The 25,829-nt window shown below is 60.1% G+C and carries 20 protein-coding genes and 1 pseudogene; 15 read left to right on the top strand and 6 right to left on the bottom strand.

All coding sequences use genetic code 11. From position 1 onward, the window contains the following. The first annotated feature begins 332 nt into the window (after positions 1-332). Both arcD and F8N85_RS19550 read left to right on the top strand, forming a co-directional pair. The gene (gene arcD / locus F8N85_RS19545; protein ID WP_150805177.1) at positions 333-1,760 is read left to right on the top strand and encodes an arginine-ornithine antiporter; all 1,428 of its coding nucleotides are present in this window, start codon (positions 333-335) and stop codon (positions 1,758-1,760) included. A 29-nt stretch (positions 1,761-1,789) separates the two neighbouring features. Beyond that, on the top strand, positions 1,790-2,683 hold the full coding sequence (locus F8N85_RS19550) for a DNA-3-methyladenine glycosylase family protein (RefSeq protein ID WP_150805227.1): 894 nt from the start codon (positions 1,790-1,792) through the stop codon (positions 2,681-2,683). 170 nt (positions 2,684-2,853) lie between these two features. Here the strand turns inward: F8N85_RS19550 and F8N85_RS19555 are convergent, their stop codons facing one another. The 5 genes and pseudogenes from F8N85_RS19555 to gap all read right to left on the bottom strand — a co-directional run bounded on the left by F8N85_RS19555 (position 2,854) and on the right by gap (position 8,388). Next, positions 2,854-4,206 carry a CoA transferase gene (locus F8N85_RS19555; RefSeq protein ID WP_150805178.1) on the bottom strand — a complete coding sequence of 451 codons (1,353 nt, stop codon included), beginning with the start codon at positions 4,204-4,206 and terminating at the stop codon, positions 2,854-2,856. 78 nt (positions 4,207-4,284) lie between these two features. After that, complete coding sequence (locus tag F8N85_RS35825) at positions 4,285-5,040, bottom strand: methyl-accepting chemotaxis protein (protein WP_412072506.1); 756 nt, start codon at positions 5,038-5,040, stop codon at positions 4,285-4,287. A 150-nt stretch (positions 5,041-5,190) separates the two neighbouring features. Then, a pseudogene (locus F8N85_RS35830) lies at positions 5,191-6,423 on the bottom strand (chemotaxis protein); the annotation flags it as partial. A 472-nt stretch (positions 6,424-6,895) separates the two neighbouring features. Next, the gene (locus F8N85_RS19565; protein WP_150805228.1) at positions 6,896-7,360 is read right to left on the bottom strand and encodes a methylglyoxal synthase; all 465 of its coding nucleotides are present in this window, start codon (positions 7,358-7,360) and stop codon (positions 6,896-6,898) included. A gap of 26 nt (positions 7,361-7,386) precedes the next feature. Then, entirely contained in the window at positions 7,387-8,388 is a 1,002-nt protein-coding gene (gap, locus tag F8N85_RS19570; RefSeq protein ID WP_150805180.1) for a type I glyceraldehyde-3-phosphate dehydrogenase, read from the bottom strand. Between the two features lie 223 nt (positions 8,389-8,611). Between gap and edd the strand changes: the two genes are divergently transcribed. From edd to F8N85_RS19635, 11 genes are all read left to right on the top strand, one after another. Next, the gene (gene edd, locus F8N85_RS19575; RefSeq protein WP_150805181.1) at positions 8,612-10,438 is read left to right on the top strand and encodes a phosphogluconate dehydratase; all 1,827 of its coding nucleotides are present in this window, start codon (positions 8,612-8,614) and stop codon (positions 10,436-10,438) included. Then, positions 10,435-11,391 (top strand): glucokinase, encoded by a 957-nt coding sequence (locus F8N85_RS19580; RefSeq protein WP_150805182.1) that lies wholly within the window; start codon positions 10,435-10,437, stop codon positions 11,389-11,391. The genes edd and F8N85_RS19580 overlap by 4 nt, the downstream gene beginning before the upstream one ends. Positions 11,392-11,616: 225 nt before the next feature. Further along, complete coding sequence (locus F8N85_RS19585; RefSeq protein ID WP_150805183.1) at positions 11,617-12,348, top strand: response regulator; 732 nt, start codon at positions 11,617-11,619, stop codon at positions 12,346-12,348. Beyond that, the gene (locus F8N85_RS19590) at positions 12,338-13,807 is read left to right on the top strand and encodes an ATP-binding protein (RefSeq protein WP_150805184.1); all 1,470 of its coding nucleotides are present in this window, start codon (positions 12,338-12,340) and stop codon (positions 13,805-13,807) included. Before F8N85_RS19585 ends, F8N85_RS19590 begins: the two co-directional genes overlap by 11 nt. A gap of 267 nt (positions 13,808-14,074) precedes the next feature. Further along, positions 14,075-15,334 (top strand): AGE family epimerase/isomerase, encoded by a 1,260-nt coding sequence (locus F8N85_RS19595; RefSeq protein WP_150805185.1) that lies wholly within the window; start codon positions 14,075-14,077, stop codon positions 15,332-15,334. A gap of 116 nt (positions 15,335-15,450) precedes the next feature. Continuing rightward, positions 15,451-16,731: an ABC transporter substrate-binding protein gene (locus F8N85_RS19600; RefSeq protein ID WP_150805186.1), complete on the top strand. Its 1,281-nt coding sequence runs from the start codon at positions 15,451-15,453 to the stop codon at positions 16,729-16,731. Between the two features lie 124 nt (positions 16,732-16,855). After that, positions 16,856-17,764: a carbohydrate ABC transporter permease gene (locus F8N85_RS19605; protein WP_150805187.1), complete on the top strand. Its 909-nt coding sequence runs from the start codon at positions 16,856-16,858 to the stop codon at positions 17,762-17,764. Further along, complete coding sequence (locus F8N85_RS19610) at positions 17,757-18,602, top strand: carbohydrate ABC transporter permease (protein ID WP_150643903.1); 846 nt, start codon at positions 17,757-17,759, stop codon at positions 18,600-18,602. Before F8N85_RS19605 ends, F8N85_RS19610 begins: the two co-directional genes overlap by 8 nt. Before the next feature lie 3 nt (positions 18,603-18,605). Next, entirely contained in the window at positions 18,606-19,766 is a 1,161-nt protein-coding gene (locus F8N85_RS19615) for an ABC transporter ATP-binding protein (protein WP_150805188.1), read from the top strand. A 182-nt stretch (positions 19,767-19,948) separates the two neighbouring features. Beyond that, on the top strand, positions 19,949-21,295 hold the full coding sequence (locus F8N85_RS19625) for a carbohydrate porin (protein WP_150805189.1): 1,347 nt from the start codon (positions 19,949-19,951) through the stop codon (positions 21,293-21,295). Between the two features lie 283 nt (positions 21,296-21,578). Continuing rightward, a complete protein-coding gene (locus F8N85_RS19635; protein WP_150805191.1) occupies positions 21,579-22,433 on the top strand; it encodes a D-hexose-6-phosphate mutarotase in 855 nt (284 codons plus the stop codon). Between the two features lie 156 nt (positions 22,434-22,589). Here F8N85_RS19635 and F8N85_RS19640 read toward each other — a convergent pair whose 3' ends face one another. Continuing rightward, a complete protein-coding gene (locus F8N85_RS19640; RefSeq protein ID WP_191636217.1) occupies positions 22,590-23,450 on the bottom strand; it encodes a MurR/RpiR family transcriptional regulator in 861 nt (286 codons plus the stop codon). Between the two features lie 206 nt (positions 23,451-23,656). Between F8N85_RS19640 and zwf the strand changes: the two genes are divergently transcribed. After that, positions 23,657-25,126, top strand: coding sequence for a glucose-6-phosphate dehydrogenase (gene zwf / locus F8N85_RS19645; RefSeq protein ID WP_150805193.1), 1,470 nt, complete (start codon positions 23,657-23,659; stop codon positions 25,124-25,126). Then, positions 25,113-25,826 carry a 6-phosphogluconolactonase gene (gene pgl / locus F8N85_RS19650; RefSeq protein ID WP_150805194.1) on the top strand — a complete coding sequence of 238 codons (714 nt, stop codon included), beginning with the start codon at positions 25,113-25,115 and terminating at the stop codon, positions 25,824-25,826. The genes zwf and pgl overlap by 14 nt, the downstream gene beginning before the upstream one ends. The last annotated feature ends 3 nt before the right edge of the window (positions 25,827-25,829 follow it).

Consider the following 25,829-nt stretch of genomic DNA (forward strand, 5'->3'; position numbering starts at 1 on the left):
TTTCAGGAAGATGACAAGGCCTTCCTGAAGAAGCCCTTTCCAGAGGGCTTGCTTAGGCTCGGCAGGAATGGATCCTATTCCTGTGAACATTGAAATTAGTCCGTTTTGGCCAATGTGCAAATTTTTGGCGGCGGATTTCAGTGAGCGATTGATTTATTAGGAGTCGCACACAAAACTGCAGTGCGAGGGGGCGCCACTCTATAGAATCACACGTTATAAAATGCCCGTGGATGTTGGCGTTATCTAATAAACGTTATTAACCTGTCGATAGGCAGTTGGGTGATCGTTTTCAAGTGTTGCTAATTAGAACGAACGTGAACGAAGAGGTAAGGATGTCCCAACAGACGCAAAAGCTTCGACTCAGCGCGTTGATCGCGCTGGTAGTGGGCTCGATGATCGGTGGCGGAATTTTTTCATTGCCGCAGAACATGGCCGCGCGGGCGGATGCCGGTGCGGTGCTGATTGGCTGGGCTATTACTGCAGTGGGGATGTTGACCCTGGCCTTCGTCTTCCAGACCCTGGCCAACCGCAAACCCGAACTGGATTCCGGGGTGTATGCCTACGCCAAGGCCGGGTTCGGCGACTACATGGGCTTCTCGTCGGCCTGGGGCTACTGGATCAGTGCCTGGCTCGGCAACGTCGGCTACTTCGTGCTGCTGTTCAGTACGCTGGGTTATTTTTTTCCGATTTTCGGCCAGGGCAATACGCCGATTGCCATCGGTTGCGCATCGGTGCTGCTCTGGGCCGTGCATTTCCTGGTGCTGCGCGGGATCAAGGAAGCGGCGTTCATCAATCAGTTGACCACTATCGCCAAGGTGGTGCCGCTGGTGATGTTTATCGTGATTGCCGGCGTGGCGTTCAAGGCTGACATTTTCACCCGGGATGTATGGGGAGAAAGCAACCCGAATTTCGGCAGCGTGATGGACCAGGTGCGCAACATGATGCTGGTCACGGTGTTTGTGTTCATCGGCATTGAAGGCGCCAGTGTCTACTCGGCAAGGGCCGAGAAACGTGCGGATGTCGGCCGGGCCACGGTCATTGGTTTTCTCGGGGTGCTGGCCTTGCTGGTGCTGGTCAATGTGTTGTCGCTGGGGATCATGAACCAGCCGGAACTGGCCAGCTTGCACAACCCGTCGCTGGCCGCCGTGCTGGAACATATCGTCGGCCCTTGGGGCGCAGTGTTGATCAGTATCGGCCTGGCGATTTCCTTGCTCGGTGCCTTGTTGTCCTGGGCGTTGCTGTGCGCCGAGATTCTGTTCGCCACGGCTCGGGACAAGACCATGCCGGCGTTCCTGAAAAAGGAAAACGCCAACCACGTGCCAGTAAACGCGTTGTGGCTGACCAACGGGATGATCCAGATTTTCCTGCTCATCACGCTGTTCTCTGCCGGCACTTACACCAGCCTGATCTACCTCGCTTCTTCGATGATCCTGGTGCCGTATCTGTGGTCCGCGGCCTATGCGGTGCTGTTGAGCGGACGCGGCGAGACTTACGAAGAAGCCACCGCTGAGCGGATGAAAGACCTGTTCATCGGCGCCATTGCCCTGTGTTATGCGATCTGGTTGTTGTATGCCGGCGGGGTGAAATACCTGTTGCTGTCGGCGCTGCTCTATGCACCCGGAGTGATTCTGTTCGCCAAGGCCAAACGTGAACAGGGTGAGCCATTGTTCACCCCTATCGAGAAAGGGATTTTTGTCTGTGTTATCGCCGGGGCATTGCTGGCGGCTTATGGGTTGTACAGCGGCGTGCTTTCGCTGTGATCGAGCGTGATCGTGGCGGTGCAGAAGAGGTGATGCTATTGCTGCCTTACCGGCCACCGTATGACTGGCCGGCGATGCTGGGGTTCTTGTCGGCGCGGGCGATTGTCGGGTTGGAAGCGGTGGCGGATGGCGTGTATTCACGCGGCTTCAGCCTCAAGGGGGCTCATGGCACGCTGAGTGTGCAGCCCGGGACGGGTGAATCGCTGGCGGTAACGGTGCGCTTTGCCGATCCGGCTTCAATAGCGCAGATCCTGCTGCGCTTGCAGCGAATGTTCGATCTGGCGGCGGATCCACACATTATCAATCGGCAACTGGCGCTGGACCCATTGATGGCCCGGTTGACGGCTACTCGCCCAGGCCTGCGGGTGCCCGGCACCTGGGATGGTTTCGAGCTGGCGACCCGTGCGGTGTTGGGGCAGCAGATCACAGTGGGCGCGGCCATAAGACTGGCGGGCAAGTTGGTTGCACAGTATGGCGAGCCGTTGCGTGCAGCGGATCCTCAACTGCCGGGATTGACCCATGTCTTTCCTGAAGCGGCGGTATTGGCCAAGGTTGATCTGGCCACGCTGGGCATGCCCAAAAGCCGTGGCAGGACGTTGTCCGGGGTTGCGCAAGCGCTGCTGGATGACCCCTTGTTGTTCGAGCCGAAAGCGAATCTGAATGAAGGCGTGACGCGGTTGCTGGAACTGCACGGCATTGGTGACTGGACGGCGCAGTACATTGCCATCCGCCAGATGCGTGAGGTGGATGCGTTTCCTTCAGGGGATGTGGGGTTGATCAATGCCCTGGCTGCACTGGAAGGCGGGCCGATCACTGCCCGCCAGTTGCTGCACAGAGCCGAAGCCTGGCGGCCTTGGCGGGCATATGCGGCGCAGCAGCTTTGGACGTCGTTGAATGGCTCCAGGATAGGTGCGGACCGTTGAGCCGTCTTCGCGGGCAAGCGCCAATGCCCGTCAGTCAAGAAAATTTGTGGCTTCGCACATTCTCCCGTAGCAGGGCAAGCCCGCTCACACAGGTTCTGTGAACGATCACACATGTATGTGCTGCCACCTACCTTGTGGGAGCGAGCTTGCTCGCGATAGCTATTTGCAACTCACCACCACTGCGCCCGATGCGAACCCAATTCTCCGGCTGGAATCGTCCATTGCAGTGGCGTGCCGGTGATTTTCAGTGGAACCTGCAAGCGATGGGCCGGCCCCCAGGATGTCTGCTCGACCAGCATGCCCTGATCCTCCGAATCTTCAGCCCGCAAAGGCTCCTGCACACCGGCCTGACCATGCTCGACCAACAGCTTCGCGGTCCGAGCCAACGACAGACGCGCCGAACTCCCATGGCCTTGGCTCAAGCGCTCCGTCAGCGCCCGAATCGCACTGGCGGCCATCAAGTAGCCGGTGCCATGGTCCAGGGCCTGGACCGGCAGTGGCGTGGGTGTGTCGGTTTTTTTCCAGTGCATGCCGGCATCGGCGATGCCGCTGCTCATCTGCACCAGGCTATCGAAGCCCCGGCGATTCTGCCACGGGCCGCTCCAGCCGTAGGCGTTGAGACAGACATCGATCAATCCCGGAGCGATGTTCTGTCGTTCATTCTGTCCGTAACCGAGACGCTCCAGCGCGTCGGCCCGATAGCCATGAAGCAGCATATCGGCGTCTTTAAGCAGTGCTTCAAACACGGCGCGATCAGCAGGGTCATGCAGGTTCAGCCGGGTGCAGCGTTTGCCCAACGTGACTTCGGGGATCACACCCGGCTCGCTCCAGTCTGGCGGATCGATGCGCAGCACTTCGGCGCCGAGCCCGGCGAGGAAGCGACTGGCAATCGGGCCGGCGAGCACTCGGGTCAAATCCAGTACCTTGATTCCAGCCAGCGGTTGCGCCACCGAGCCCTGCCATGGCTTCTTACTCTCGCTGGCGTTGGCGGCGAAATGCATCAGCGGTTCGGCGTTGACCGCCATCCCCTGGGGATGGGTTTGCCATTGTTCCCACGAACGCATTTCAGCCGCGCAACCGCCGGCGTCGATGATCGCCTGTTCCAGATCACTCTTGGCCCATTGCTCCACCTTGGTTGCCATCGCCCCGCGGTCGGCACACTGGCCGAGTACCGTTTCTGCAGCGGCGCGGTGATGAGGCGCGTTGGTGTGCAGGCGGATCCAGCCGTCTTTCGTCGCGTAGTCGCCGGCTACCGCATCCCACATCGGCGGCACGCTCCAGCCTTGGGGGCGGATCGAAGTGGCGAACCAGAGGGATGCCAGTCGCCGGTCGACTTCAAGGCTGGGCAAACGGCCGGTCTGCTGGTGCAAGAGCTCGCTGACGGCCTGGCCGGCGGCGGCGATGCTGGCGCTGGCCAGATCGGTGACGGCAAAGGCCGAGGGCAGGGCGCCGCTGGAGGTGAATTGAATCGGGGTGTGGGGCAAGCCGAGTGCGGCTTGAATGGACGTCAGAAAATCGGTCATCGAAGGCCCTCCGGGAGAGAGGGGATCATAGATCAAAACCGTGGGAGCGGGCTCCCACGGGTATCAATCCCCGCTGGGTCAAACCCGAAACTGATCCATTAATTTCATTTGTTGAGTCGCCAGGGCATTCAACTGGCTGCTGATCTGCGCTGATTCGGTGGCCTGTTCGGTCAGGGTTTCGGTCACGCTGCGGATCGCCGAGACGTTGCGGTTGACCTCTTCGGCCACGGCGCTTTGCTGCTCGGCGGCGCTGGCGATTTGCAGGTTCATGTCGCTGATCACCGTTACCGCATCGCTGATCTTGCCCAGCGCCTGCACCGCTTGCTGGATTTGCCCAGCGTTACTGTGAGCCTGGGTCTGGCTCGAATGCATGGTCGCGACCACGCCGCGGGTGCCGGTTTGAATACGTTCGATCACCAGGCGGATTTCTTCCACCGAGTCCTGGGTACGTTTGGCCAGGTTGCGCACTTCGTCGGCGACCACGGCGAAACCACGACCGCTTTCCCCGGCGCGCGCCGCTTCGATCGCCGCGTTGAGCGCCAGCAGGTTGGTTTGTTCGGCGATGCTGCGGATCACTTCCAGCACCGAGCCTATCTGCTCGCTGTTGACCGCCAGTGCTTCGACTTCCTTCACCGCTTTACTGACTTCCTCAGCCAGTAGATTGATGTCGCGAGTACTGCGCTCGATGATCGACATCCCGTCCCTGGCCGATTGATCGGCACCTTTGGCCGCGTTGGCGGCATTCGAGGCACTGTTGGCGACATCGTGGGCAGTGGCGCTCATTTCGTTGGAGGCGGTGGCGACCTGATCGATTTCGCGGAACTGCAGTTGCATGCCTTCGCTGGTCCGGCGAGCGATTTCCGAGGAGTGATCGGCGGTGCCGCGGGCTTCGGTGATGCTGTGCTTGATCTGCGTGATGGTCGGTTGCAGCTTGTCGAGGAAGCGGTTGAACCAGCTGACCAGTTCGCCCAGTTCATCCTTTTTGCTGTACTGCAGGCGTTGGGTCAGGTCGCCGTCGCCGCTGGCAATGGCCTTGAGCATTTGCGCGACGCTGTTGATCGGCCGGGTGACACCCGATGCGGTAAGCCAGATCAGCAGCAGGCCGAGCAGACCGGCACCGGTGGCCACCAACAGTGTATTGAACGTACCGCTGGCCTGCGCTTCGTCGAGCACGGCTTGCAGTTTTACCGAGTCGGCGAGCAACACCTGCTGTGGCAAATCGATCACGACGCCCCAGGCCCTGGAGTCGGGGATAGGGCTGACCGGATAGACGGCGCGGATCAAGTCGCTTTGCTTGAGGACTTTCGGCGTGTTGCCACTCAACAGTTGCAGGACGTCCTTGCCATCTGCGCCGAGGGCTTCGTCGATGCTTTTGCCGACCTTGCTGGCGTCAGTGCTGTAACCGGCGAGCACGCCGCTGCCGGAGACAATCAGCATGTGCCCGGCGCCGTCGAACAGCTCGCGCTGGGAATCGTTGGCGGCGGCTTGCAGCGAGTCGAGGGCGATATCCACGCCGACCACGCCGATGACCTTGCCATTGACCAACAAGGGCACGGAAATGGTGGTCATCAGCATTTCTTTGCCGCCGACAGTGTCGGCGTACGGATCCAGCAGGCAGGTGCGCTTGCTGTCCCGTGGGCAGGTGTACCAGCTGTTGTACGGGGTGCCGCTGAGGCTGAGGGTGGTTTTAGTCATGTCGTTTTCGACCATGATCGTGTTTATCCCGGTGCCCCCGGCGCGGCTCCAGTAACTGGCAAAACGCCCGACTTCGTTGGATACGCGGGCCGCATCGTTGGCGAATTCGCTGTCCTTGCCGTCGAGGCCGTTGGGTTCAAAGGCCAGCCAGATGCCTAGCACCTTGGTGTTGCGCTCGAAGGCGGTTTTCAGACTCTGGTTGAGTTCTTCGCGCAATGCCGAAGATTCCAGCGAACGCTTGCCGGCCATGATTCGCAGGTCGTTGATCTGGTCGGCGAGCGCGGTCACCACCAGCAGGCTTTCACCAAATGTCTTCTGCACCCGTACCGCTTGCTCGGCCGCTTTGGCCTGGAGCAGGTTTTCGACGCTGCCGGTGAGCATTTTGCTGCTGGAGGAACTGACGATTTGGTCGTTCTGATTGGCCTGGTAGATGTTCATACCGACGATCAGGCCGACCACGCCGAGCAGGCACAGACCGGACAGTAGTACGGTTTTCAGGCGGATGGAGAGAGAGTCGAGCATGGGGCGATCTCGCTAATGGACAAGGAATGAGCAATGAGTCGGATGACTCGAGTGGCCAAATCCATTTAGCGCCATCTCCGGTGCATCGGCTCGCAGGGTGCTGGTATGAGCGCCGGCCGACGAACGGCGGGCAGCCTGTCATAAATAATTGACAATAATCGAGAGGGAGATATCGCGTTTTTCTGTATTTTACGAGTTTTTGCTCTGCGCTGAGACTGGGTCAGGCTCTGGGGCGGGCGCTTTCGTGAAAGTGGGGTGTGCATTATTTTTAACGAGTTGGCAGCGATCAGCAGTGCGGACGCCTGGGAATCAGTGACGGTCAGTGATCGAAGGTCGCGGGGGCAGAGAAACTCGCTGAGCGAGGAAGACGTGGATGAAGCGCAATTGGCTCACAGTAGGACCTGATCCATTTTTCAGCGAGTGACAATGCTTATCATCTGCATAAATGGTCAAGTACTACTTCGTGAGAAAATTATTTACGGCTCATCAGATAAGCCTCGTAATCAGGAATCCGGTACGAGTGCGCCTGATCCATCAGCGGGCTGCTGAGCAGGTAATCGGCGCTGCATTCATTGCAGGCCACCGGGATGTTCCAGACCGCCGCGACCCGTAGTAATGCCTTGATGTCCGGGTCGTGGGGCTGTGGCTCGAAGGGGTCCCAGAAAAACACCAGCAGATCCACCCGCTGCTCGGCGATCCGCGCGCCGAGTTGCTGATCGCCGCCCAACGGGCCGCTGATCATGCTCTCGACGGGCAGCCCCAGACGTTTGCTCAGCAGCAGGCCGGTGGTGCCGGTGGCGACCAGTTCGTGCCGGGCGAGTTTGTCCTTTTGCCGCTCGGCCCAGTCGAGCAGGAACACCTTGCAGTGGTCGTGGGCGACCAGGGCGATGCGCTTGCGCGCCGTCATGGTTTTCTGGGTGAAGCTGATACCGATCATCGGTTGCTGTTCCACAGGGGTCCGCCTTATTCCGCGTTGCAGAGCGCCAGGCAATTGTCGAGCATGCGGTTGGAGAAGCCCCATTCGTTGTCGTACCAGGCCAGTACCTTGAGCAGCTTGCCGCTGGACTTGGTGTGGTTGGCATCGAAGATCGACGACAGCGGGTTATGGTTGAAGTCGCTGGAGACCAGCGGCAGGGTGTTGTAGCCGAGGATCTTCGAGTGCTGGCTGGCTTCCTTGAGCAGCGCATTGACCTCATCGGCGGTGGCTTCACGCTTGAGTTGCACGGTCAGGTCCACCAGCGACACGTTGATCACTGGTACGCGCACCGACATACCGGTCAGTTTGCCCGCCAGTTCCGGTAGCACCAGGCCCACCGCTTCGGCAGCGCCGGTCTTGCTCGGGATCATGTTCTGGGTGGCCGAACGCGCACGATACGGGTCGACATGATAGACGTCGGTCAGGTGCTGGTCGTTGGTGTAGGCGTGAATAGTGGTCATCAAGCCACTTTCGATGCCCAGTTCGCGGTGCAGCACCTGGGCGATGGGAGCCAGGCAGTTGGTGGTGCACGACGCGTTGGAGATGATCTGGTGCGACTGGCGCAGAATGTCGTGGTTGACCCCGTAAACCACGGTGGCGTCGGCGCCTTTGGCCGGTGCCGAGATAATCACTTTGCGAGCCCCGGCAGTAATATGCGCGGCGGCTTTGGCACGGTCGGTGAACAGGCCGGTGCATTCGAAGACGACGTCGATCTTCTCGGCAGCCCATGGCAGTTCGGCCGGGTTGCGGATGGCGCTGACGGCAATCCGGTCACCATTGACGGTCAGGCTTTCCTGATCGTGCTGCACATCGGCATCGAAGGTGCCGTGGACGGTGTCGTACTTGAGCAGGTGGGCATTCATCGCGCTGTCCCCCAGATCGTTGATGGCGACGATCTGCAGATCCTGGCGGTAACCTTGGGTATAGAGTGCTCGAAGGACATTACGGCCAATACGGCCAAAACCATTGATTGCGATTCTTAGAGTCATTTGAAAAGGCGCCTGTCGTCGTTTTGTTGTTGGAATAACAAGATTATTCGTAAAAAAATAGAAAACAAGCCTTTTTAGTGGCAATATTTTGTCTTATCTACAACGAGTGACCTGAATCAACTGGTCCGGATGATTGAAAACCACGTCTGCAATGCCAAGCGCAGACCCCTTCAGTCAGCATAGACAATCAGGTCGCCACATCCGTTAGCCTGGAGTTCTACACATGCATCCCCGCGTCCTTGAGGTCACCGAACGGCTTATTTCCCGCAGTCGCGCTACTCGTGAGGCTTATCTGGCCTTGATTCGCAGTGCCGCCAGCGATGGCCCGCAACGCGCCAGACTGCAATGTGCCAACTTCGCCCACGGCGTAGCCGCTTGTGGCACTGAAGACAAAAACAATCTGCGAATGATGAACGCCGCCAACGTGGCAATAGTTTCGTCATATAACGACATGCTCTCGGCGCATCAGCCGTACGAGCACTACCCGGAACAACTCAAACATGCACTGCGCGAGATCGGCTCGGTCGGTCAGTTCGCCGGGGGGGTGCCGGCCATGTGTGACGGCGTGACCCAGGGCGAGCCGGGCATGGAGCTGGGTATCGCCAGCCGCGAAGTAATCGCGATGTCGACCGCCGTGGCGCTGTCCCACAACATGTTCGACGCGGCGATAATGCTCGGTATCTGCGACAAGATCGTTCCCGGTCTGATGATGGGCGCATTGCGCTTCGGTCACCTGCCGACGATCTTTGTCCCCGGCGGGCCGATGGTCTCGGGGATTTCCAACAAGGAAAAAGCCGACGTCCGCCAGCGTTATGCCGAAGGCAAGGCGACCCGTGAGGAGTTGCTGGAAACGGAGATGAAGTCCTACCACAGCCCTGGCACCTGCACCTTCTACGGCACCGCCAACACCAATCAGTTGCTGATGGAAGTCATGGGCCTGCACCTGCCAGGCGCCTCTTTCGTCAATCCGAACACCCCATTGCGCGATGCCTTGACCCGCGAAGCCGCGCATCAGATCACCCGCCTGACCAAGCAAAGCGGCAGCTTCATGCCGTTGGGTGAAATCGTCGATGAGCGTTCGCTGGTCAACTCGATCGTTGCCCTGCACGCCACCGGCGGCTCGACCAACCACACCCTGCACATGCCGGCGATCGCCATGGCCGCGGGCATTCAACTGACCTGGCAGGACATGGCCGACCTCTCCGAAGTGGTGCCGACCCTGTCCCACGTCTACCCGAACGGCAAGGCCGACATCAACCACTTCCAGGCCGCGGGCGGTATGTCATTCCTGATTCGCGAACTGTTGGCTGCGGGACTGCTCCACGAAAACGTCAATACCGTGGCCGGTCACGGCCTGAGCCGCTACACCAAGGAACCGTTCCTCGATAACGGTGAACTGGTCTGGCGTGAAGGCCCGAGCGACAGCCTCGACGAAAATATCCTGCGTCCGGTGGCCCGGGCGTTCTCGCCGGAAGGCGGTCTGCGGGTAATGGAAGGCAACCTCGGACGTGGTGTGATGAAGGTCTCGGCGGTTGCGCCTGAGCATCAGATCGTCGAAGCGCCGGCGATGGTGTTCCAGGATCAGCAGGACCTGGCCGATGCCTTCAAGGCCGGTCTTCTGGAGAAGGACTTTGTCGCGGTGATGCGCTTCCAGGGGCCGCGTTCCAACGGCATGCCGGAACTGCACAAGATGACGCCGTTCCTCGGCGTGTTGCAGGACCGTGGTTTCAAGGTCGCGCTGGTCACCGACGGGCGCATGTCCGGCGCTTCCGGGAAAATCCCGGCAGCGATCCACGTCTGTCCCGAGGCCTTTGTCGGCGGCGCGCTGGCGCGGGTGCACGATGGCGATATCATCCGGGTCGATGGCGTCGAAGGCACCTTGCAGCTTATGGTCGACGCCGATGAATTCGCCGCGCGTGAACCGGCCAAGGGCTTGCTGGATAACGGCATTGGCTGCGGTCGGGAATTGTTCGGTTTCATGCGCATGGCCTTCAGCTCGGCAGAGCAGGGCGCCAGCGCCTTTACCTCTGCCCTGGAGACCCTTAAGTGAAATTAGCGCTGGTCGGTGACATTGGTGGAACCAATGCACGTTTTGCGTTGTGGAAAGACCAGCGACTGGAGTCGATCCAGGTGTTGGCGACAGCAGATTACGCCAACCCGGAAGCGGCCATTGGCGTCTATCTGAACGGACTGGGCCTGGCGCCCGGTTCGATCGGCGCGGTATGCCTGTCGGTGGCAGGTCCCGTGGGCGGTGATGAGTTTCGCTTTACCAACAATCACTGGCGGCTGAGTCGCAAAGCTTTCTGCCAGACCTTGCAGGTCGATCAGCTGTTGCTGGTCAACGATTTCTCGGCCATGGCCCTGGGCATGACCCGACTGCAGCCAGACGAATTCCGGGTGGTCTGCGAAGGGACTCCCGAGCCGTTACGCCCGGCGGTGGTGATGGGTCCCGGGACGGGTTTGGGTGTCGGCACTTTGCTGGATCTGGGCGCAGGTCGCTGGATGGCGCTACCGGGTGAAGGCGGACATGTCGACTTGCCATTGAGTAGTCTGCGGGAAACCCAGTTGTGGCAACACATCTTCAACGAGATTGGGCATGTCAGCGCGGAAACGGCGCTGAGCGGCAGTGGTTTGCCGCGGATCTATCGGGCGATTTGCGCGGTAGACGGGCATGAGCCGGTCCTCGATACGCCGCAAGAGATCACCGCTGCCGGACTGGCGGGTGACCCGATTGCCCTGGAAGTGCTGGAGCAGTTCTGCTGCTGGCTCGGCCGCGTCGCCGGCAACAATGTATTGACCAGCGGCGGGCGGGGCGGGGTGTATATCGTCGGTGGAGTGGTTCCGCGGTTTGCCGAGTTCTTCTTGACGAGCGGGTTTGCCCGCTGCTTCGCCGACAAGGGCTGCATGAGCGATTACTTCAAGGGCATTCCGGTGTGGTTGGTGACAGCGCCGTATTCCGGATTGACCGGCGCGGGTGTGGCGCTGGAGCAGGCAATTACCTAGCTGAAAATGATCACCTGTGGCGAGGGAGCTTGCTCCCGCTGGAGCGCGTAGCGGTCCCAAAACCTGCCACCGAGTTCTATCTGACAAACTCGGTTGCAGAATTTACGACTGCTTCGCAGCCGAGCGGGAGCAAGCTCCCTCGCCACAAAAGCCCATTCGCCGTACATTTGCGCTCAGGCATAATCCGTTTTCCCGGTTCCATCCATAACAACAAGGACGACCCCCGTGAGCTCAGTCAACAAGTCGATTTTGTTGGTCGATGACGATCAAGAGATACGCGAGTTGCTGGACACCTATCTCAGTCGCGCCGGTTTTCAGGTGCGGACCACGCCCGACGGTGCCGGGTTTCGCCAGGCCTTGAACGAGGCGCCGAGCGACCTGGTGATCCTCGATGTGATGCTGCCGGACGAAGACGGCTTCAGCCTGTGCCGATGGATTCGCCAGCACCCGCGTCAGTCCCAGGTACCGATCATCATGCTTACCGCCAGTTCCGACGAAGCCGATCGGGTCATCGGTCTGGAGTTGGGGGCCGACGACTACCTCGGCAAGCCCTTCAGCCCCCGTGAACTGCAGGCGCGAATCAAAGCGCTGCTGCGTCGAGCCCAGTTCGGCCAGGAGCGCTCCGGCGGCGAGGTGTTGTGCTTCGATGAGTGGCGCCTGGATATGGTCAGTCATCGGCTGTTTCATACCGACGGCGAAGAAGTGATTTTATCCGGCGCCGATTTCGCCTTGCTGAAACTGTTTCTCGATCACCCCCAGGAAATCCTCGACCGCGACACCATTGGTAACGCCACCCGGGGTCGCGATCTGATGCCTCTGGACCGGATCGTCGACATGGCGGTCAGCCGCCTGCGCCAGCGCTTGCGCGATACCGACAAACCACCACGCTTGATCCGCACGGTGCGTGGCAGCGGTTATCAATTGGCTGCCAATGTGGTTGCCAGTAATGGTCACTGAGTTCTTCAGCCGGATTGCCCGGCGCGTGCCGGTGCCGCGCTCGTTGCTTGGGCGGATGCTGCTGCTGACCTTGCTCGCGGTGCTGTTCGCACAGGCCTTGTCGAGTGTGATCTGGGTCTCGCAACTGCGCGCCACTCAGCTCGAAGGCCTGGTTACCAGTGCCCGCAGCCTGGCGCATTCGATGACCGCCAGCGTCAGTTATTTCCGCTCCTTGCCGGTGGCTTACCGGCCGTTGGTCCTCGACCAGTTGCGCAGCATGGGCGGGACGCGTTTCGTCGTGACCCTCAACGACAAGCCGCTGGGCATGGAGGTGCTGCCGCCGACGCCACGCAAGCAAGCGGTGCTCAAGGCAGTGGAGGAAGTGCTGCGCCAGTCCCTGGGCAATGATGCCGTTATTTCGGTGCAATTCGTCAGTGCCGATGACCTGCGAATTTTCAACGGGGGTTTGAAACTCGATGAGTTGCCGCGCTCCTGGGCCCATTACGCGTTGACCCTGGAACCGGTGAATCCGCCGGTGCTGGTGACGCAAATCCAGTTGGCCGCGGGCGAATGGCTGTACATCGCCTCACTGTTGCCCGAGCCCTACACCAGTCTCGAAGAACAAGGGCTGCCGTCGCAGCAAGTGTGGTTCATTGTGCTGACCAGCAGTTTTCTGCTGCTGTTCATCGGCCTGTTGGTGCACTGGCAGAGCCGGCCGCTCAAGCGCCTGGCGCGGGCTGCAAGGGATATGTCACTGGGCGCCGAGGTCGAACCGGTGGCGCAGGGCGGTGGCAGCGAAGTGGTCGAAGTCGGCCGCGCGTTCAATGCCATGCGCGAACGCATCAGCCGCTACCTGACCGAGCGCAGCCAGTTGTTCAGCGCCATTTCCCATGACTTGCGCACGCCGATCACCCGTCTGCGGCTGCGGGTCGAGCTGCTGGAAGATGAACAGTTGCAAGCCAAGTTCGGTCGCGACCTCGATGAGCTGGAGTTGTTGGTCAAGGGCGCGCTGCAATGCGTCAAGGACACTGATATTCACGAAAACATCGAGCCGGTGGACCTTAACCATGTGCTCGATTGCCTGGTCGAACCCTATCTGGCGCCCAACGGCAATGGCCGCGTGACTCAGCAGGGACGGGCGCTGGCCACCTATCCCGGCAAGCCGCTGGCGCTCAAGCGCTGCATCGGCAATCTGATCGACAACGCCCTGAAGTACGGGCAAAAGGCTCATCTGCACATCGACGACGATGACAGCGCGTTCATCCTGCATGTCGATGACGAAGGCCCCGGCGTCCCCGAGCAGCGTCTGGAACAGTGCTTTGAACCGCACTTTCGTCTGGCCGGTCAGCAGCAGGGTTATGGCCTGGGACTGGGCATCGCCCGCAACATCGCCCACAGCCATGGGGGTGAGGTGAGTTTGCAGAATCTGCGCGAAGGCGGGTTGCGGGTGACCTTGCATTTGCCGCGTTCGGTGGATTGATCTAGGGGTTCGCTAAAGCCACCGCGTCATCGTTCATCGCGAGCAAGCTCGCTCCCACATTGGATCTGTGCCGATCACGCCATTGTGGCCTGGCGCAGATTAACTGTGGGAGCGAGCTTGCTCGCGATAGCGGTGGAACATTCAACACAACTTATGAAGTCTGGCCTTATGTCACTGAACGGTGACATTTCCCCGGTCCTTCGTTACCTGCATCTTCACAGGCCTTGTTTAGACTCCAATCAGTCATAACAACAAAAAAGGCACTCCATGGACACCACTCCTGCAACGTTCAGCAGTTGGCTGAACGCACCTGCCCACCACGCCTGGCTCGCCGCCGAAGGCCAGCGCCTGCTGGAATTTGCCAAGGCCTCGAAGGTCGCCGAAGGCTTCGGCAATCTCGACTATCTGGGCTGCCTGCCAGTCAACGCCCAAGCCGAAACCATGAACACCGCGCGCATGACCCACAGCTTTGCCATGGCGCACATCCAGGGCATTCCCGGGTTTGCCGAGCTGGTGGACCATGGCATCGCGGCCCTGAACGGACCGCTGCGTGACACCGAACACGGCGGCTGGTATGCCGCGCCGTTCCACCGCGACGGCAACACGGACAAAGCCGCCTACCTGCATGCCTTTATTGCGCTGGCTGCCAGTTCTGCGAGGGTCGCCGGGCGCCCGGGTGCACAGGCCTTGCTGGCGGAGGCGATCAAGATGATCGACGAGCATTTCTGGAGCGAGGAGGAGGGCGCCATGGGCGAATCCTTCAATCGCGACTGGCGCTTGGAGGAGGCTTATCGCGGCGCCAACAGCAATATGCACGCAACCGAGGCCTTTCTGGCCCTGGCGGATGTCACTCAGGACAACCGCTGGCTGGACCGCGCCTTGCGCGTCGTCGAGCGAGTGATTCATACCCATGCCGCGGCCAACGAGTTTCTGGTCATTGAGCATTTCGATCGTCACTGGCAGCCGCTACGCGAATACAACCAGGACAATCCCGCCGACGGCTTTCGCCCCTACGGCACCACTCCCGGTCACGGTTTCGAATGGGCGCGACTGGTGCTGCACCTCGAAGCGGCGCGCAATGCGGCGGGGCTGGTGACTCCTGAGTGGTTGCTGGGCGATGCGCAAAAGTTGTTCGAGAATAACTGTCTGCATGGCTGGGAGGTCGATGGCGCACCGGGCATCGTCTACACCCTGGACTGGGACAATCACCCGGTGGTTCGCCAGCGCTTGCACTGGACCCATGCCGAAGCCAGCGCCGCCGCCAGCGCCTTGCTCAAGCGCACCGGGAAGCAGCGTTACGAAACCTGGTATCGGTGCTTCTGGGAGTTCAGCGAAAGCCGCTTGATCGACCGGGTCAACGGCAGCTGGCATCACGAACTGGACCCGCAGAACCGACCCAGTGCCGATATCTGGGCGGGCAAACCCGATCTCTATCACGCCTGGCAAGCCGTCCTGCTGCCCCGCTTGCCGCTGGCGCCGAGCATGGCGACGGCCTTGGCGCAGTTAGCCGCGAGCGCGGCTGTGTAACCATCTGGTGACATTTACGCATCCCTTCGTTACCTGCGAAGGCCAAGACCCTGGTTAAAATCCTATGCAGCGCAAGCACCAGACTTGCATGCATAACAACAAGAAAGGTACTTCAGATGAATGCGATCACTCGCCTCGCCACTGTCATTTCTCTCGCTTCGTTGTTTCCTCTCAGCGCCCTTGCTGCCGATGCCAAAGGCACGGTGGAAGTTGTGCACTGGTGGACCTCGGGTGGCGAAGCCAAAGCTGTCAAAGTCCTGGAAAATCTCGTTGAAAAAGACGGCTATGAATGGAAGGACAGTGCTGTCGCCGGGGGTGGCGGTGCCGCGGCCATGACCGTGCTGAAAACCCGCGCTGTCTCTGGCAACCCGCCTTCTGCCGCACAGATCAAAGGTCCGGACCTGCAAGAGTGGGGCGCACTGGGTCTGCTGACCAACCTCGATGAAGTCTCCAGCCAGAACAACTGGGACAAGCTGCTCTCCAAAACCGTTTCCGACACCATGAAATACGACGGACACTACGTCGCCGTGCCGGTGAACATCCACCGGGTCAACTGGCTGTGGATCAATCCGGAAGTCTTCAAGAAAGCCGGCATCGACAAAGCCCCGACCACCCTCGAAGAATTCTATGCCGCTGGCGACAAGCTCAGGGCCGCCGGTTTCATCCCGCTGGCCCATGGCGGTCAACCTTGGCAGGACAGCACGGTGTTCGAGGGCCTGGTGCTGAGCATCATGGGCGCCGATGGCTACAAGAAAGCCTTCATCGACCTCGACGAGAAAACCCTGAACAGCGAGAAAATGGTCGAAGTCTTTACCGCCCTGAAGAAACTTGGTGGCTACATGGACGAAAACCGCGCCGGGCGTGACTGGAATATCGCCGCTGCCGAAGTCATCAACGGCAAGGCCGGCATGCAGATCATGGGCGACTGGGCCAAGAGCGAATGGACCGCAGCCGACAAGGTCGCCGGCAAGGATTATCAATGCGTGCCGTTCCCCGGCACCCAAGGCAGCTACACCTACAACATCGACTCCCTGGCGATGTTCAAGCTGTCCGCGAAGAACAACACCCCGGGCAATATCGCCGCGCAAAACGATGTGGCCAAGATCGCTCTGGAGCCTGAATTCCAGTACGTGTTCAACCAGAACAAAGGTTCGATCCCGGTGCGCAATGACCTGGACATGAGCAAGTTCGACGCCTGTGGCCAGGCTTCGGCGAAGGACTTCGCCGAAGCGGACAAGAACGGCAAGCTGGAGCCGAGCATGGCCCACAACATGGCCACGAGCCTGGCAGTACAAGGCGCGATCTTCGATGTGGTGACCAACTTCATGAGCGACAAGAATGCCGACCCGGCCAAGGCCGGCAAGCAGATGTCCTCGGCGATCAAAGCCGCCCTGTAACACCGGCACCCGCCGCAGGCACGCCTGCGGCCAACCCCTCACCGTTGCCTGTACGGCATGAGCCCCGGCCCATGTTGCTGGAGGCGCTCGGTCTGGATTTCACTTCTTCAACAGGAGTTTTCCGATGAGCTCTGTGGCGGTATTTAGCAAAGCCTCACCGTTCGATGCGCTGCAGCGCTGGCTACCCAAGTTGGTGCTGGCGCCAAGCATGCTGATCGTGCTGGTCGGTTTCTACGGTTACATAATCTGGACGTTCATTCTGTCCTTCACCAACTCCAGCTTCATGCCGAGCTACAAGTGGGTCGGCCTGCAACAATACATTCGCTTGCTGGACAACGACCGCTGGTGGGTTGCGAGCAAAAACCTCGCGATCTTCGGTGGGATGTTCATCGGTATCAGCCTGGTGCTCGGGGTGTTTCTCGCGGTACTGCTGGACCAGCGAATTCGCAAGGAAGGCTTCATCCGCACCATCTACCTGTACCCGATGGCGCTGTCGATGATCGTCACCGGTACCGCCTGGAAGTGGCTGCTCAACCCGGGCCTGGGGCTGGACAAAATGATGCGCGACTGGGGCTGGGAAGGCTTTCGCCTGGACTGGCTGGTGGATCAGGACCGGGTCGTCTATTGCCTGGTGATCGCCGCGGTCTGGCAGGCCTCGGGTTTTGTCATGGCGATGTTCCTGGCCGGACTGCGCGGGGTCGATCAGTCGATCATTCGCGCCGCCCAGGTCGATGGTGCGAGCCTGCCGACCATCTATCTGCGCATCGTTCTGCCAAGCCTGCGTCCGGTGTTTTTCAGCGCCTTCATGATCCTCGCGCACATCGCGATCAAGAGTTTCGACCTGGTGGCGGCGATGACCGCTGGCGGTCCGGGTTACTCCTCTGATTTGCCGGCGATGTTCATGTATTCCTTCACCTTCAGCCGCGGCCAGATGGGCATCGGTTCAGCCAGTGCAATGATGATGCTCGGCGCGATCCTGGCGATTCTGGTGCCGTACCTGTACTCCGAATTGCGAGGTAAGCGCCATGAGTAATCAGCTTGGCAAACCGGCCCTGAGCCTGAGCCGCGTGGCCATTTACGCGACCTTGTTGCTGGCTGCCGCGGTGTACCTGATCCCGCTGGTGGTCATGCTGCTGACCAGCTTCAAGAGCCCCGAAGACATCCGCACCGGCAACCTCCTGAGCTGGCCGCAAGTGATCGACGGCATTGGCTGGATCAAGGCCTGGGACACGGTCGGCGGCTACTTCTGGAACTCGGTGAAAATCACCGTTCCGGCGGTGTTGATCTCGACCTTCATCGGCGCCATGAACGGCTACGTACTGTCGATGTGGCGCTTCCGTGGCTCGCAGTTGTTCTTCGGGCTGTTGCTGTTCGGCTGCTTTCTGCCGTTTCAGACCGTGCTGCTGCCGGCCTCGTTCACCGTCGGCAAGCTCGGTCTGGCGAACACCACTACGGGTCTGGTGCTGGTGCACGTGGTCTACGGCCTGGCGTTCACCACGCTGTTCTTCCGCAACTACTACGTGAGCATCCCTGATGCGCTGGTCAAGGCTGCACGGTTGGACGGCGCGGGGTTCTTCACCATCTTCGGGCGGATTCTGCTGCCGATGTCGGTGCCGATCATCATGGTCTGCCTGATCTGGCAGTTCACCCAGATCTGGAACGACTTTCTGTTCGGGGTGGTGTTCGCCAGCGGCGATGCGCAACCGATCACCGTGGCCCTGAACAACCTGGTCAACACCAGCACCGGGGCCAAGGAATACAACGTTGATATGGCAGCGGCGATGATCGCCGGGCTGCCGACACTGCTGGTCTACATATTCGCTGGCAAGTATTTCCTGCGCGGGCTGACGTCCGGCGCGGTCAAGGGGTAGAACATGGCAACTCTCGAATTACGCAACGTCAACAAAACCTACGGCAGCGGCTTGCCGGACACCCTGAAAAACATCGAACTGAAGATTGATGACGGTGAGTTCCTGATCCTCGTCGGCCCGTCCGGCTGCGGCAAGTCAACCTTGATGAACTGCATCGCCGGCCTTGAAAACATCAGCGGCGGCTCGATCCTGGTGGACGACTCCGACATCAGTGGCATGAGCCCCAAAGATCGCGACATCGCCATGGTCTTTCAGTCCTATGCGCTGTACCCGACCATGAGCGTGCGCGACAACATCGCCTTCGGTTTGAAGATCCGCAAAATGCCGGCGGCGGAGATCGAAGAAGAAGTCGCCCGGGTCGCCAAGTTGCTGCAAATCGAACACCTGCTCGGGCGCAAGCCTGGCCAACTCTCCGGTGGTCAGCAACAGCGCGTGGCCATGGGCCGTGCCCTGGCCCGGCGGCCGAAGATTTATCTGTTCGACGAACCGCTGTCCAACCTCGACGCCAAGCTGCGGGTCGAGATGCGCACCGAAATGAAACTGATGCACCAGCGCCTGAAAACCACCACGGTCTACGTTACCCACGACCAGATCGAAGCCATGACCCTGGGCGACAAGGTGGCGGTGATGAAGGATGGAATCATTCAGCAGTTCGGTACGCCGAAAGACATCTACAACAACCCGGCCAATCTGTTCGTGGCGAGCTTCATCGGTTCGCCGCCGATGAACTTCATCCCGTTGCGCTTGCAGCGCAAGGAAGGCCGCCTGCTGGCGTTGCTCGACAGCGGTCAGGCGCGCTGCGAGCTGCCGCTGGGCATGCAGGATGCCGGCCTTGAAGACCGCGAAGTGATCCTCGGCATGCGTCCGGAGCAGATCGTGCTGGCGCCGAGCGAGCCGAACGGTTTGCCGATCATTCGCGCCGAAGTCCAGGTCACCGAGCCGACCGGGCCGGACACCCTGGTGTTCGTCAACCTCAACCAAACCAAGGTCTGCTGCCGCCTGGCGCCGGACGTCGCGCCCGCTGTCGGCGAGACTCTGACCCTGCAATTCGATCCTTCCAAAGTGCTGCTGTTTGACGCCAAGACCGGAGAACGCCTGGGGGCTGCCGGTCAACCACACACCGAAGCCCGAGCTGCCAACGTCGCGCAATTCAAAGGCCGCTGAAGATCAAAAAAAGTGGGAGCGAGCTTGCTCGCGATAGCGGTCTGACATTCAACATAGATGTCGACTGATACACCGTCATCGCGAGCAAGCTCGCTCCCACAGGAGATATGCGGCGCCCGTCACAACCGATGTAAACCGCGTTAGATAAAAACAGCTAATAACAATAAAACGAGGATGTAGGGATGATGAAGAAGAACAACGCTCAGCTCTTCTGCCAGTTGTCAGCGATTGCGCTGATGAGTCTGGCTGGCAGCGTGCATGCTGCTGAAGCGTTCAGCTCCGAGTCGCAATGGATGACAGGTGACTGGGGGGGCGAGCGGACCAAGCTGATCGAAGCGGGCTACGACTTCACGCTGGAATACGTGGGCGAAGTCGGTTCGAACCTCAAGGGCGGTTACAACGACGACACCACTGCACGATACAGCGACCAGTTTGCCATTGGTGCGAAACTGGATCTGGAAAAAATCTTCGGCTGGAACGACGCCGAATTCAAACTGGCGATTACCGAGCGTAGCGGTCGCAACATTTCCAACGACCGTATCGGCGATCCGCGTGCAGGCACTCTCAGTTCCTCGCAGGAAGTCTGGGGTCGTGGGCAGACCTGGCGTCTGACTCAGTTGTGGGTCAAGCAGAAGTACTTCGACGGCAAACTCGACGTCAAGGCCGGCTATTTCGGTGAAGGCGAAGACTTCAACACCTTCCCGTGCGACTTCCAGAACCTGGCGTTCTGTGGCTCGCAAGTGGGTAACTGGGTCGGTGACATCTGGTACAACTGGCCCGTCAGCCAGGCGGCGATCCGTGTGAAGTACAACATCACGCCTGAGTTCTACGCGCAGATCGGTGCGTACAACCAGAACCCGTCGCAACTGGAAACCGGCAACGGCTTCAAACTCAGCGGCAGTGGTACCGCAGGCACCATCATTCCGGTCGAACTGGTCTGGTCACCTGACGTCAACAGCCTGCCAGGCGAGTACCGCGTCGGTTACTACAAAAGCACCGCCAAGGCCAATGATGTCTTGAAGGACTCCAATGGTCAGGACGCGGCAACGAGCGGCAATGCCTATCGCAGCCACAGCAGCAAGCACGGCTACTGGTTCGTGGCGCAGCAGCAACTCACCGACCACAACGGTGACAAGAGCCGCGGCCTGAACATTGCCGCCAACGCCACCTTCCACGACAAGGACACCAACCTCGTCGACAACTACCAGCAGCTGATGCTGGTCTACAAAGGGCCGTTCAACGCACGTCCGAAAGACGACATGGGCATCGGTATCGCGCGCATCCATGTCAACGACGATGTGCAGAAAAACACCAGGCTGATCAACGCCGTCAACGGTATCGACGACTACGACAACCCGATCTTCATGCCTGTCCGGGACACCGAGTACAACGCCGAGATCAACTACGGCTTCCACGTCACCAACTGGCTGACCGTGCGTCCGAACCTGCAATACATCAAACACCCGGGCGGTGTGGACCAAGTCGACGACGCGATCGTCGCCGGCCTGAAAATTCAGTCGGTGTTCTAACTCAGCTGCGATAAGCTCCCTCTTTACGTGCGCATTTTGCGGATGGCCCAGGCTGTCCGTTTTTTTTGGGGGAATTGCACACATCCTTGTGGTCTGGCGGGCTTTTTGTGGCGAGGGGGCTTGCCCCCGTTCGGCTGCGCAGCAGTCGTAAACCGGTACATTCTTTTTACCTGAAACACCGCGGTGATTGGTTTTTGGGCTGCTTCGCAGCCCAGCGGGGGCAAGCCCCCTCGCCACAAATGATCTCAACTGGTAGGGCAAATGATTTTCAGGACCGCAGCACATGCATGAGCACCCGCTACAACGCTTTTTCACCTCCCTGCGCGAGCGCCCGGTTTTTGCCTGGGAGCGTTATCAGGCGCGTGATGTGCTGGTGATCGATCACCCGCTGTGTCAGGCGGTGTTCAGCCGTCAGGGCGCGCAACTGTTGCACTTCCAGCCTCGGGGACAGAAACCCTGGCTTTGGTGTGCTGCGAAGTGGCCGCAGGTCGGGGCGATTCGTGGTGGCGTGCCGGTGTGCTGGCCCTGGTATGGCCGTCATCCCAGCGAAAATGCCTGGCCCTCCCATGGCTGGGCACGCTTGATCGACTGGAAGCTGCTCGACAGCAGCAGTGACGAAGACGGCGTGCACCTGCACTGGCAATTGCAGTTGTGCGACTGGCAAGTGGACCTGCACGCGCACCTGGGCGAAAGCCTCGACTTGCGCCTGAGCACCGAGCATCAGGACAGCCTGCCGTGCCAGTTGAGTCATGCGTTGCACGCTTATTGGCGTATTGGTGACGTTGCCGAGGTAGCGCTGTCTGGGCTCGATGGCGTGCAAGGTTATGACCAATTGAGCCGGCAGGCTTGCCAGCAACAGGGCGAGTTGCGGGTTGAGGGCGGCTGCCAGCGAGTGTTCCAGCATGAAGGCGAATTGCAGCTGATCGATCACGCCTGGCAGCGCGAGTTGTGCATCGATACCGGGGGCAGCGCCGACACCGTAGTCTGGCATCCCGGGCCACGGCCGTTGCTGGGGGTGAGCTGGAGCGAGGTCTGTGGATTCGTCTGCATCGAAGCGGCCCGAGGCGGGATCGACAGCCTCAGCCTGGCGCCGGGGGAGAGGGCGCATTTGAGTTTGCAGGCGCGGGTCGGGGTTTAGCTCAAGAGCGGTGGTGTTGCGGCTGGCCCCATCGCGAGCAAGCTCGCTCCCACATTAGTAGAGCTTCAGTGGACACAGCATTTGTGTTCAAAGCAGATCCACTGTGGGAGCGAGCCTGCTCGCGATGAGGCCATAACAGCCAATGAAGCTTTCGGCTTAACTAAACTCATCCCCAATCGGATACCGGCTGGCGTTGAGGCTTTCCTTGATCTTGCGCAGATGCGGCTGGAAGTCCACGCCACGGCGCAGGGTCATGCCGGTGGCGAGGACGTCGAGCACTGTGAGCTGGATGATCCGCGAGGTCATCGGCATATAGATGTCGGTGTCTTCCGGCAGCGGGATGTTCAGGCTCAGGGTACTGGCCTTGGCCAGGGGCGAGCCGGCGGCGGTCAGGCCGAGTACCGAAGCGCCGTTTTCCCGGGCGATTCGCGCCACTTCCACCAGTTCGCGGGTGCGGCCGGTGTAGGAAATGATCACGAACAGCTCGCCGGTATGCGCCACCGAGGCAATCATCCGCTGCATCAACACGTCGGCATGGGCGGTGACGGCCAGGTTGAAGCGGAAGAACTTGTGCTGCGCATCCAGGGCTACCGGGGCCGAAGCCCCGAGGCCGAAGAAGTGGATCTGCCGGGCCTGGATCAACAGGTCTACGGCGCGGCTGATCAGGTTCGGGTCCAGCGCCTGGCAGGCGCTGTCCAGGGACGCGATCGCGCTGCCGAAGATCTTCTGGGTATAGGCTTCAGGATTGTCGTCGGCCTCTACCGCACGGCTGACATACGCCGCGCCGCTGGCCAGGCTCTGGGCCAGCTGCAGCTTGAGTTCCGGGTAGCCGCTGACACCGAACGAGCGGCAGAAACGGTTGACCGTCGGTTCGCTGACCGAAGCGGCCTGGGCGAGGGCGGCGATACTCAAGCGGGTCGCCTGCTGCGGATTGAGCAGGATGACTTCGGCGACTTTACGTTCAGCCTTGTTCAATTCTTCGAGGCGTTTCTGGATCGTTTCCAGAAGATTTCGCACGCGGTCCATTCGGATTTCCTTGGTCGGCTATGCAAATTGGGCCTTTGATGCGGCCCTTGGCGGTGGCCTATCCTACTGATGGCCTCGACCTACCACCACTCGGAATCTATATTTTGAGTAAATGTTGTGGTTATTACTACATTTTCCCTTGAGTGATGCCTTAAAAAAAGGTATTTGTAGCTTAACTTGATAAAAGAACAAACATCATGCCTTCGATAACGGTTGAACCTTGCACCTTTGCCCTGTTCGGCGCCCTCGGCGATCTGGCGCTTCGCAAGTTGTTTCCTGCTTTGTATCAGCTCGATGGCGCTGGCCTGCTGCACGAGGACACGCGGATTATCGCGCTGGCCCGTGAGCCTGGCAGCGAGCAGCAGCATCTGGCCTTTATCGCGGCCGAACTGCGCCGTTATGTGGGCGCCAAGGAGTTCGACGAAGCCCTGGCCGAACGCTTCCTGGCGCGCCTGAGTTACTTGCATGTCGACTTCCTCAAGGCTGACGATTATGTCGCCCTGGCCGAGCAGGCCGGCACCGCGCAGCGGGTGATTGCCTACTTCGCCACGCCGGCGGCGGTCTACGGGGCAATCTGCGAGAACCTGTCGAAGGTCGGCCTGACTGAGAACACCCGCGTGGTGCTGGAAAAACCCATCGGCTCCGACCTCGAGTCGTCGCGCAAGGTCAATGACGCGGTGGCGCAGTTCTTCCCGGAAAACCGCACCTACCGGATCGACCACTACCTGGGCAAAGAGACGGTGCAGAACCTGATTGCCCTGCGTTTTGCCAACAGCCTGTTCGAAACCCAGTGGAACCAGAATTATATCTCCCACGTGGAAATCACCGTGGCCGAGAAGGTCGGTATCGAAGGCCGTTGGGGTTACTTCGACAAGGCTGGCCAACTGCGGGACATGATCCAGAATCACTTGCTGCAACTGCTCTGCCTGATCGCCATGGACCCGCCGGCCGACCTGTCCGCCGACAGCATCCGTGACGAAAAAGTAAAGGTGCTCAAGGCGCTGGCGCCGATCAGCCCGGAAGGCCTGACCACCCAAGTAGTGCGCGGCCAATACATCGCCGGCTACAGCGAAGGAAAATCGGTACCGGGTTATCTGGAGGAAGAGAACTCCAACACCCAGAGCGACACTGAAACCTTCGTCGCGCTGCGTGCCGACATTCGCAACTGGCGCTGGGCCGGGGTGCCGTTTTACCTGCGCACCGGCAAGCGCATGCCGCAGAAGCTGTCGCAGATCGTCATCCACTTCAAGGAACCGTCGCACTACATCTTCGCCCCTGAGCAGCGTCTGCAGATCAGCAACAAACTGATCATCCGCCTGCAACCGGACGAAGGTATTTCCCTGCGGGTGATGACCAAGGAACAAGGCCTGGACAAGGGCATGCAGCTGCGCAGCGGTCCGTTGCAGCTGAATTTTTCCGACACCTACCGCAGCGCACGGATTCCCGATGCCTACGAGCGGTTGTTGCTGGAAGTCATGCGTGGCAATCAGAACCTGTTTGTCCGTAAAGATGAAATCGAAGCCGCGTGGAAATGGTGTGACCAGTTGATCGCCGGGTGGAAGAAGTCCGGTGATGCGCCCAAGCCGTACGCGGCGGGGTCCTGGGGGCCGATGAGCTCGATTGCACTGATTACGCGAGATGGGAGGTCGTGGTATGGCGATATCTGAATTGAAACTGCCTCAGGGCGTCAGCGCCCATGAGTTCCACAGCCCGGTGCTGCTGGCCGAAGGCTTGGCACTGAAGGTGGCCAAGCAATTAAGCGACGCTATCAGCGAGCGCGGCACAGCAGTATTGGTGGTGTCTGGCGGGCGCAGCCCGGTGGCGTTTTTCCAGCACCTGGCCAAACAGACCCTGGATTGGTCGAATGTGCTGGTCAGCCTGGCTGACGAGCGCTGGGTCCCGGTGGAGCATCCCGACAGCAATGCCGGCCTGCTCAAGCGCTATCTGTTCCAGGGTCCGGCGGCCAAGGCGCGATTCCTCAGCCTTTACAGCGCCGCCGCCAATCTTGAACAAGCGGCCGAGCATGCCGATCGCCTGCTGGCTGAGTTGCCCTCGATCGACGCCCTGGTACTGGGCATGGGCGACGATGGGCATACCGCTTCGCTGTTCCCCAACAGTCCGAACCTGGAAGAAGCGCTCAAGCCCGATGGCTCGCGCCGCTGCTGGCCAATGCTGGCACCGACCGTGCCCCATCAGCGCCTGAGCATGAGCCAGGCGCTGCTGGCGTCGGCGAAGTTCAAGGTTCTATCGATTTCCGGTCAGTCGAAACTGATCACCCTGAGTGCCGCACTGGCCGGCGACGCTGTCGCCGAAATGCCGATTCGCGCGTTTTTGCAACCTACGTTAGAGATTTACTGGTGTCCATGAACC

The sequence above is a fragment of the Pseudomonas fluorescens genome, assembly GCF_902497875.1.
In the GTDB taxonomy this organism is placed as follows: Bacteria; Pseudomonadota; Gammaproteobacteria; order Pseudomonadales; family Pseudomonadaceae; genus Aquipseudomonas; species Aquipseudomonas fluorescens_BR.

Bases quoted from the DNA above. Each gene is read 5' to 3' on its own strand.
- F8N85_RS19605 (WP_150805187.1), top strand. From the start codon at position 16,856: ATGAGCTCTGTGGCGGTATTTAGCAAAGCCTCACCGTTCGATGCGCTG.
- F8N85_RS19635 (WP_150805191.1), top strand. From the start codon at position 21,579: ATGCATGAGCACCCGCTACAACGCTTTTTCACCTCCCTGCGCGAGCGC.
- pgl (WP_150805194.1), top strand. From the start codon at position 25,113: ATGGCGATATCTGAATTGAAACTGCCTCAGGGCGTCAGCGCCCATGAG.
- F8N85_RS19595 (WP_150805185.1), top strand. From the start codon at position 14,075: ATGGACACCACTCCTGCAACGTTCAGCAGTTGGCTGAACGCACCTGCC.
- F8N85_RS19600 (WP_150805186.1), top strand. From the start codon at position 15,451: ATGAATGCGATCACTCGCCTCGCCACTGTCATTTCTCTCGCTTCGTTG.
- F8N85_RS19615 (WP_150805188.1), top strand. From the start codon at position 18,606: ATGGCAACTCTCGAATTACGCAACGTCAACAAAACCTACGGCAGCGGC.
- F8N85_RS19625 (WP_150805189.1), top strand. From the start codon at position 19,949: ATGATGAAGAAGAACAACGCTCAGCTCTTCTGCCAGTTGTCAGCGATT.
- arcD (WP_150805177.1), top strand. From the start codon at position 333: ATGTCCCAACAGACGCAAAAGCTTCGACTCAGCGCGTTGATCGCGCTG.
- zwf (WP_150805193.1), top strand. From the start codon at position 23,657: ATGCCTTCGATAACGGTTGAACCTTGCACCTTTGCCCTGTTCGGCGCC.
- F8N85_RS19590 (WP_150805184.1), top strand. From the start codon at position 12,338: ATGGTCACTGAGTTCTTCAGCCGGATTGCCCGGCGCGTGCCGGTGCCG.
- gap (WP_150805180.1), bottom strand. From the start codon at position 8,388: ATGACTCTAAGAATCGCAATCAATGGTTTTGGCCGTATTGGCCGTAAT.
- F8N85_RS19555 (WP_150805178.1), bottom strand. From the start codon at position 4,206: ATGACCGATTTTCTGACGTCCATTCAAGCCGCACTCGGCTTGCCCCAC.
- F8N85_RS19610 (WP_150643903.1), top strand. From the start codon at position 17,757: ATGAGTAATCAGCTTGGCAAACCGGCCCTGAGCCTGAGCCGCGTGGCC.
- F8N85_RS19565 (WP_150805228.1), bottom strand. From the start codon at position 7,360: ATGATCGGTATCAGCTTCACCCAGAAAACCATGACGGCGCGCAAGCGC.
- edd (WP_150805181.1), top strand. From the start codon at position 8,612: ATGCATCCCCGCGTCCTTGAGGTCACCGAACGGCTTATTTCCCGCAGT.
- F8N85_RS35825 (WP_412072506.1), bottom strand. From the start codon at position 5,040: ATGCAACTGCAGTTCCGCGAAATCGATCAGGTCGCCACCGCCTCCAAC.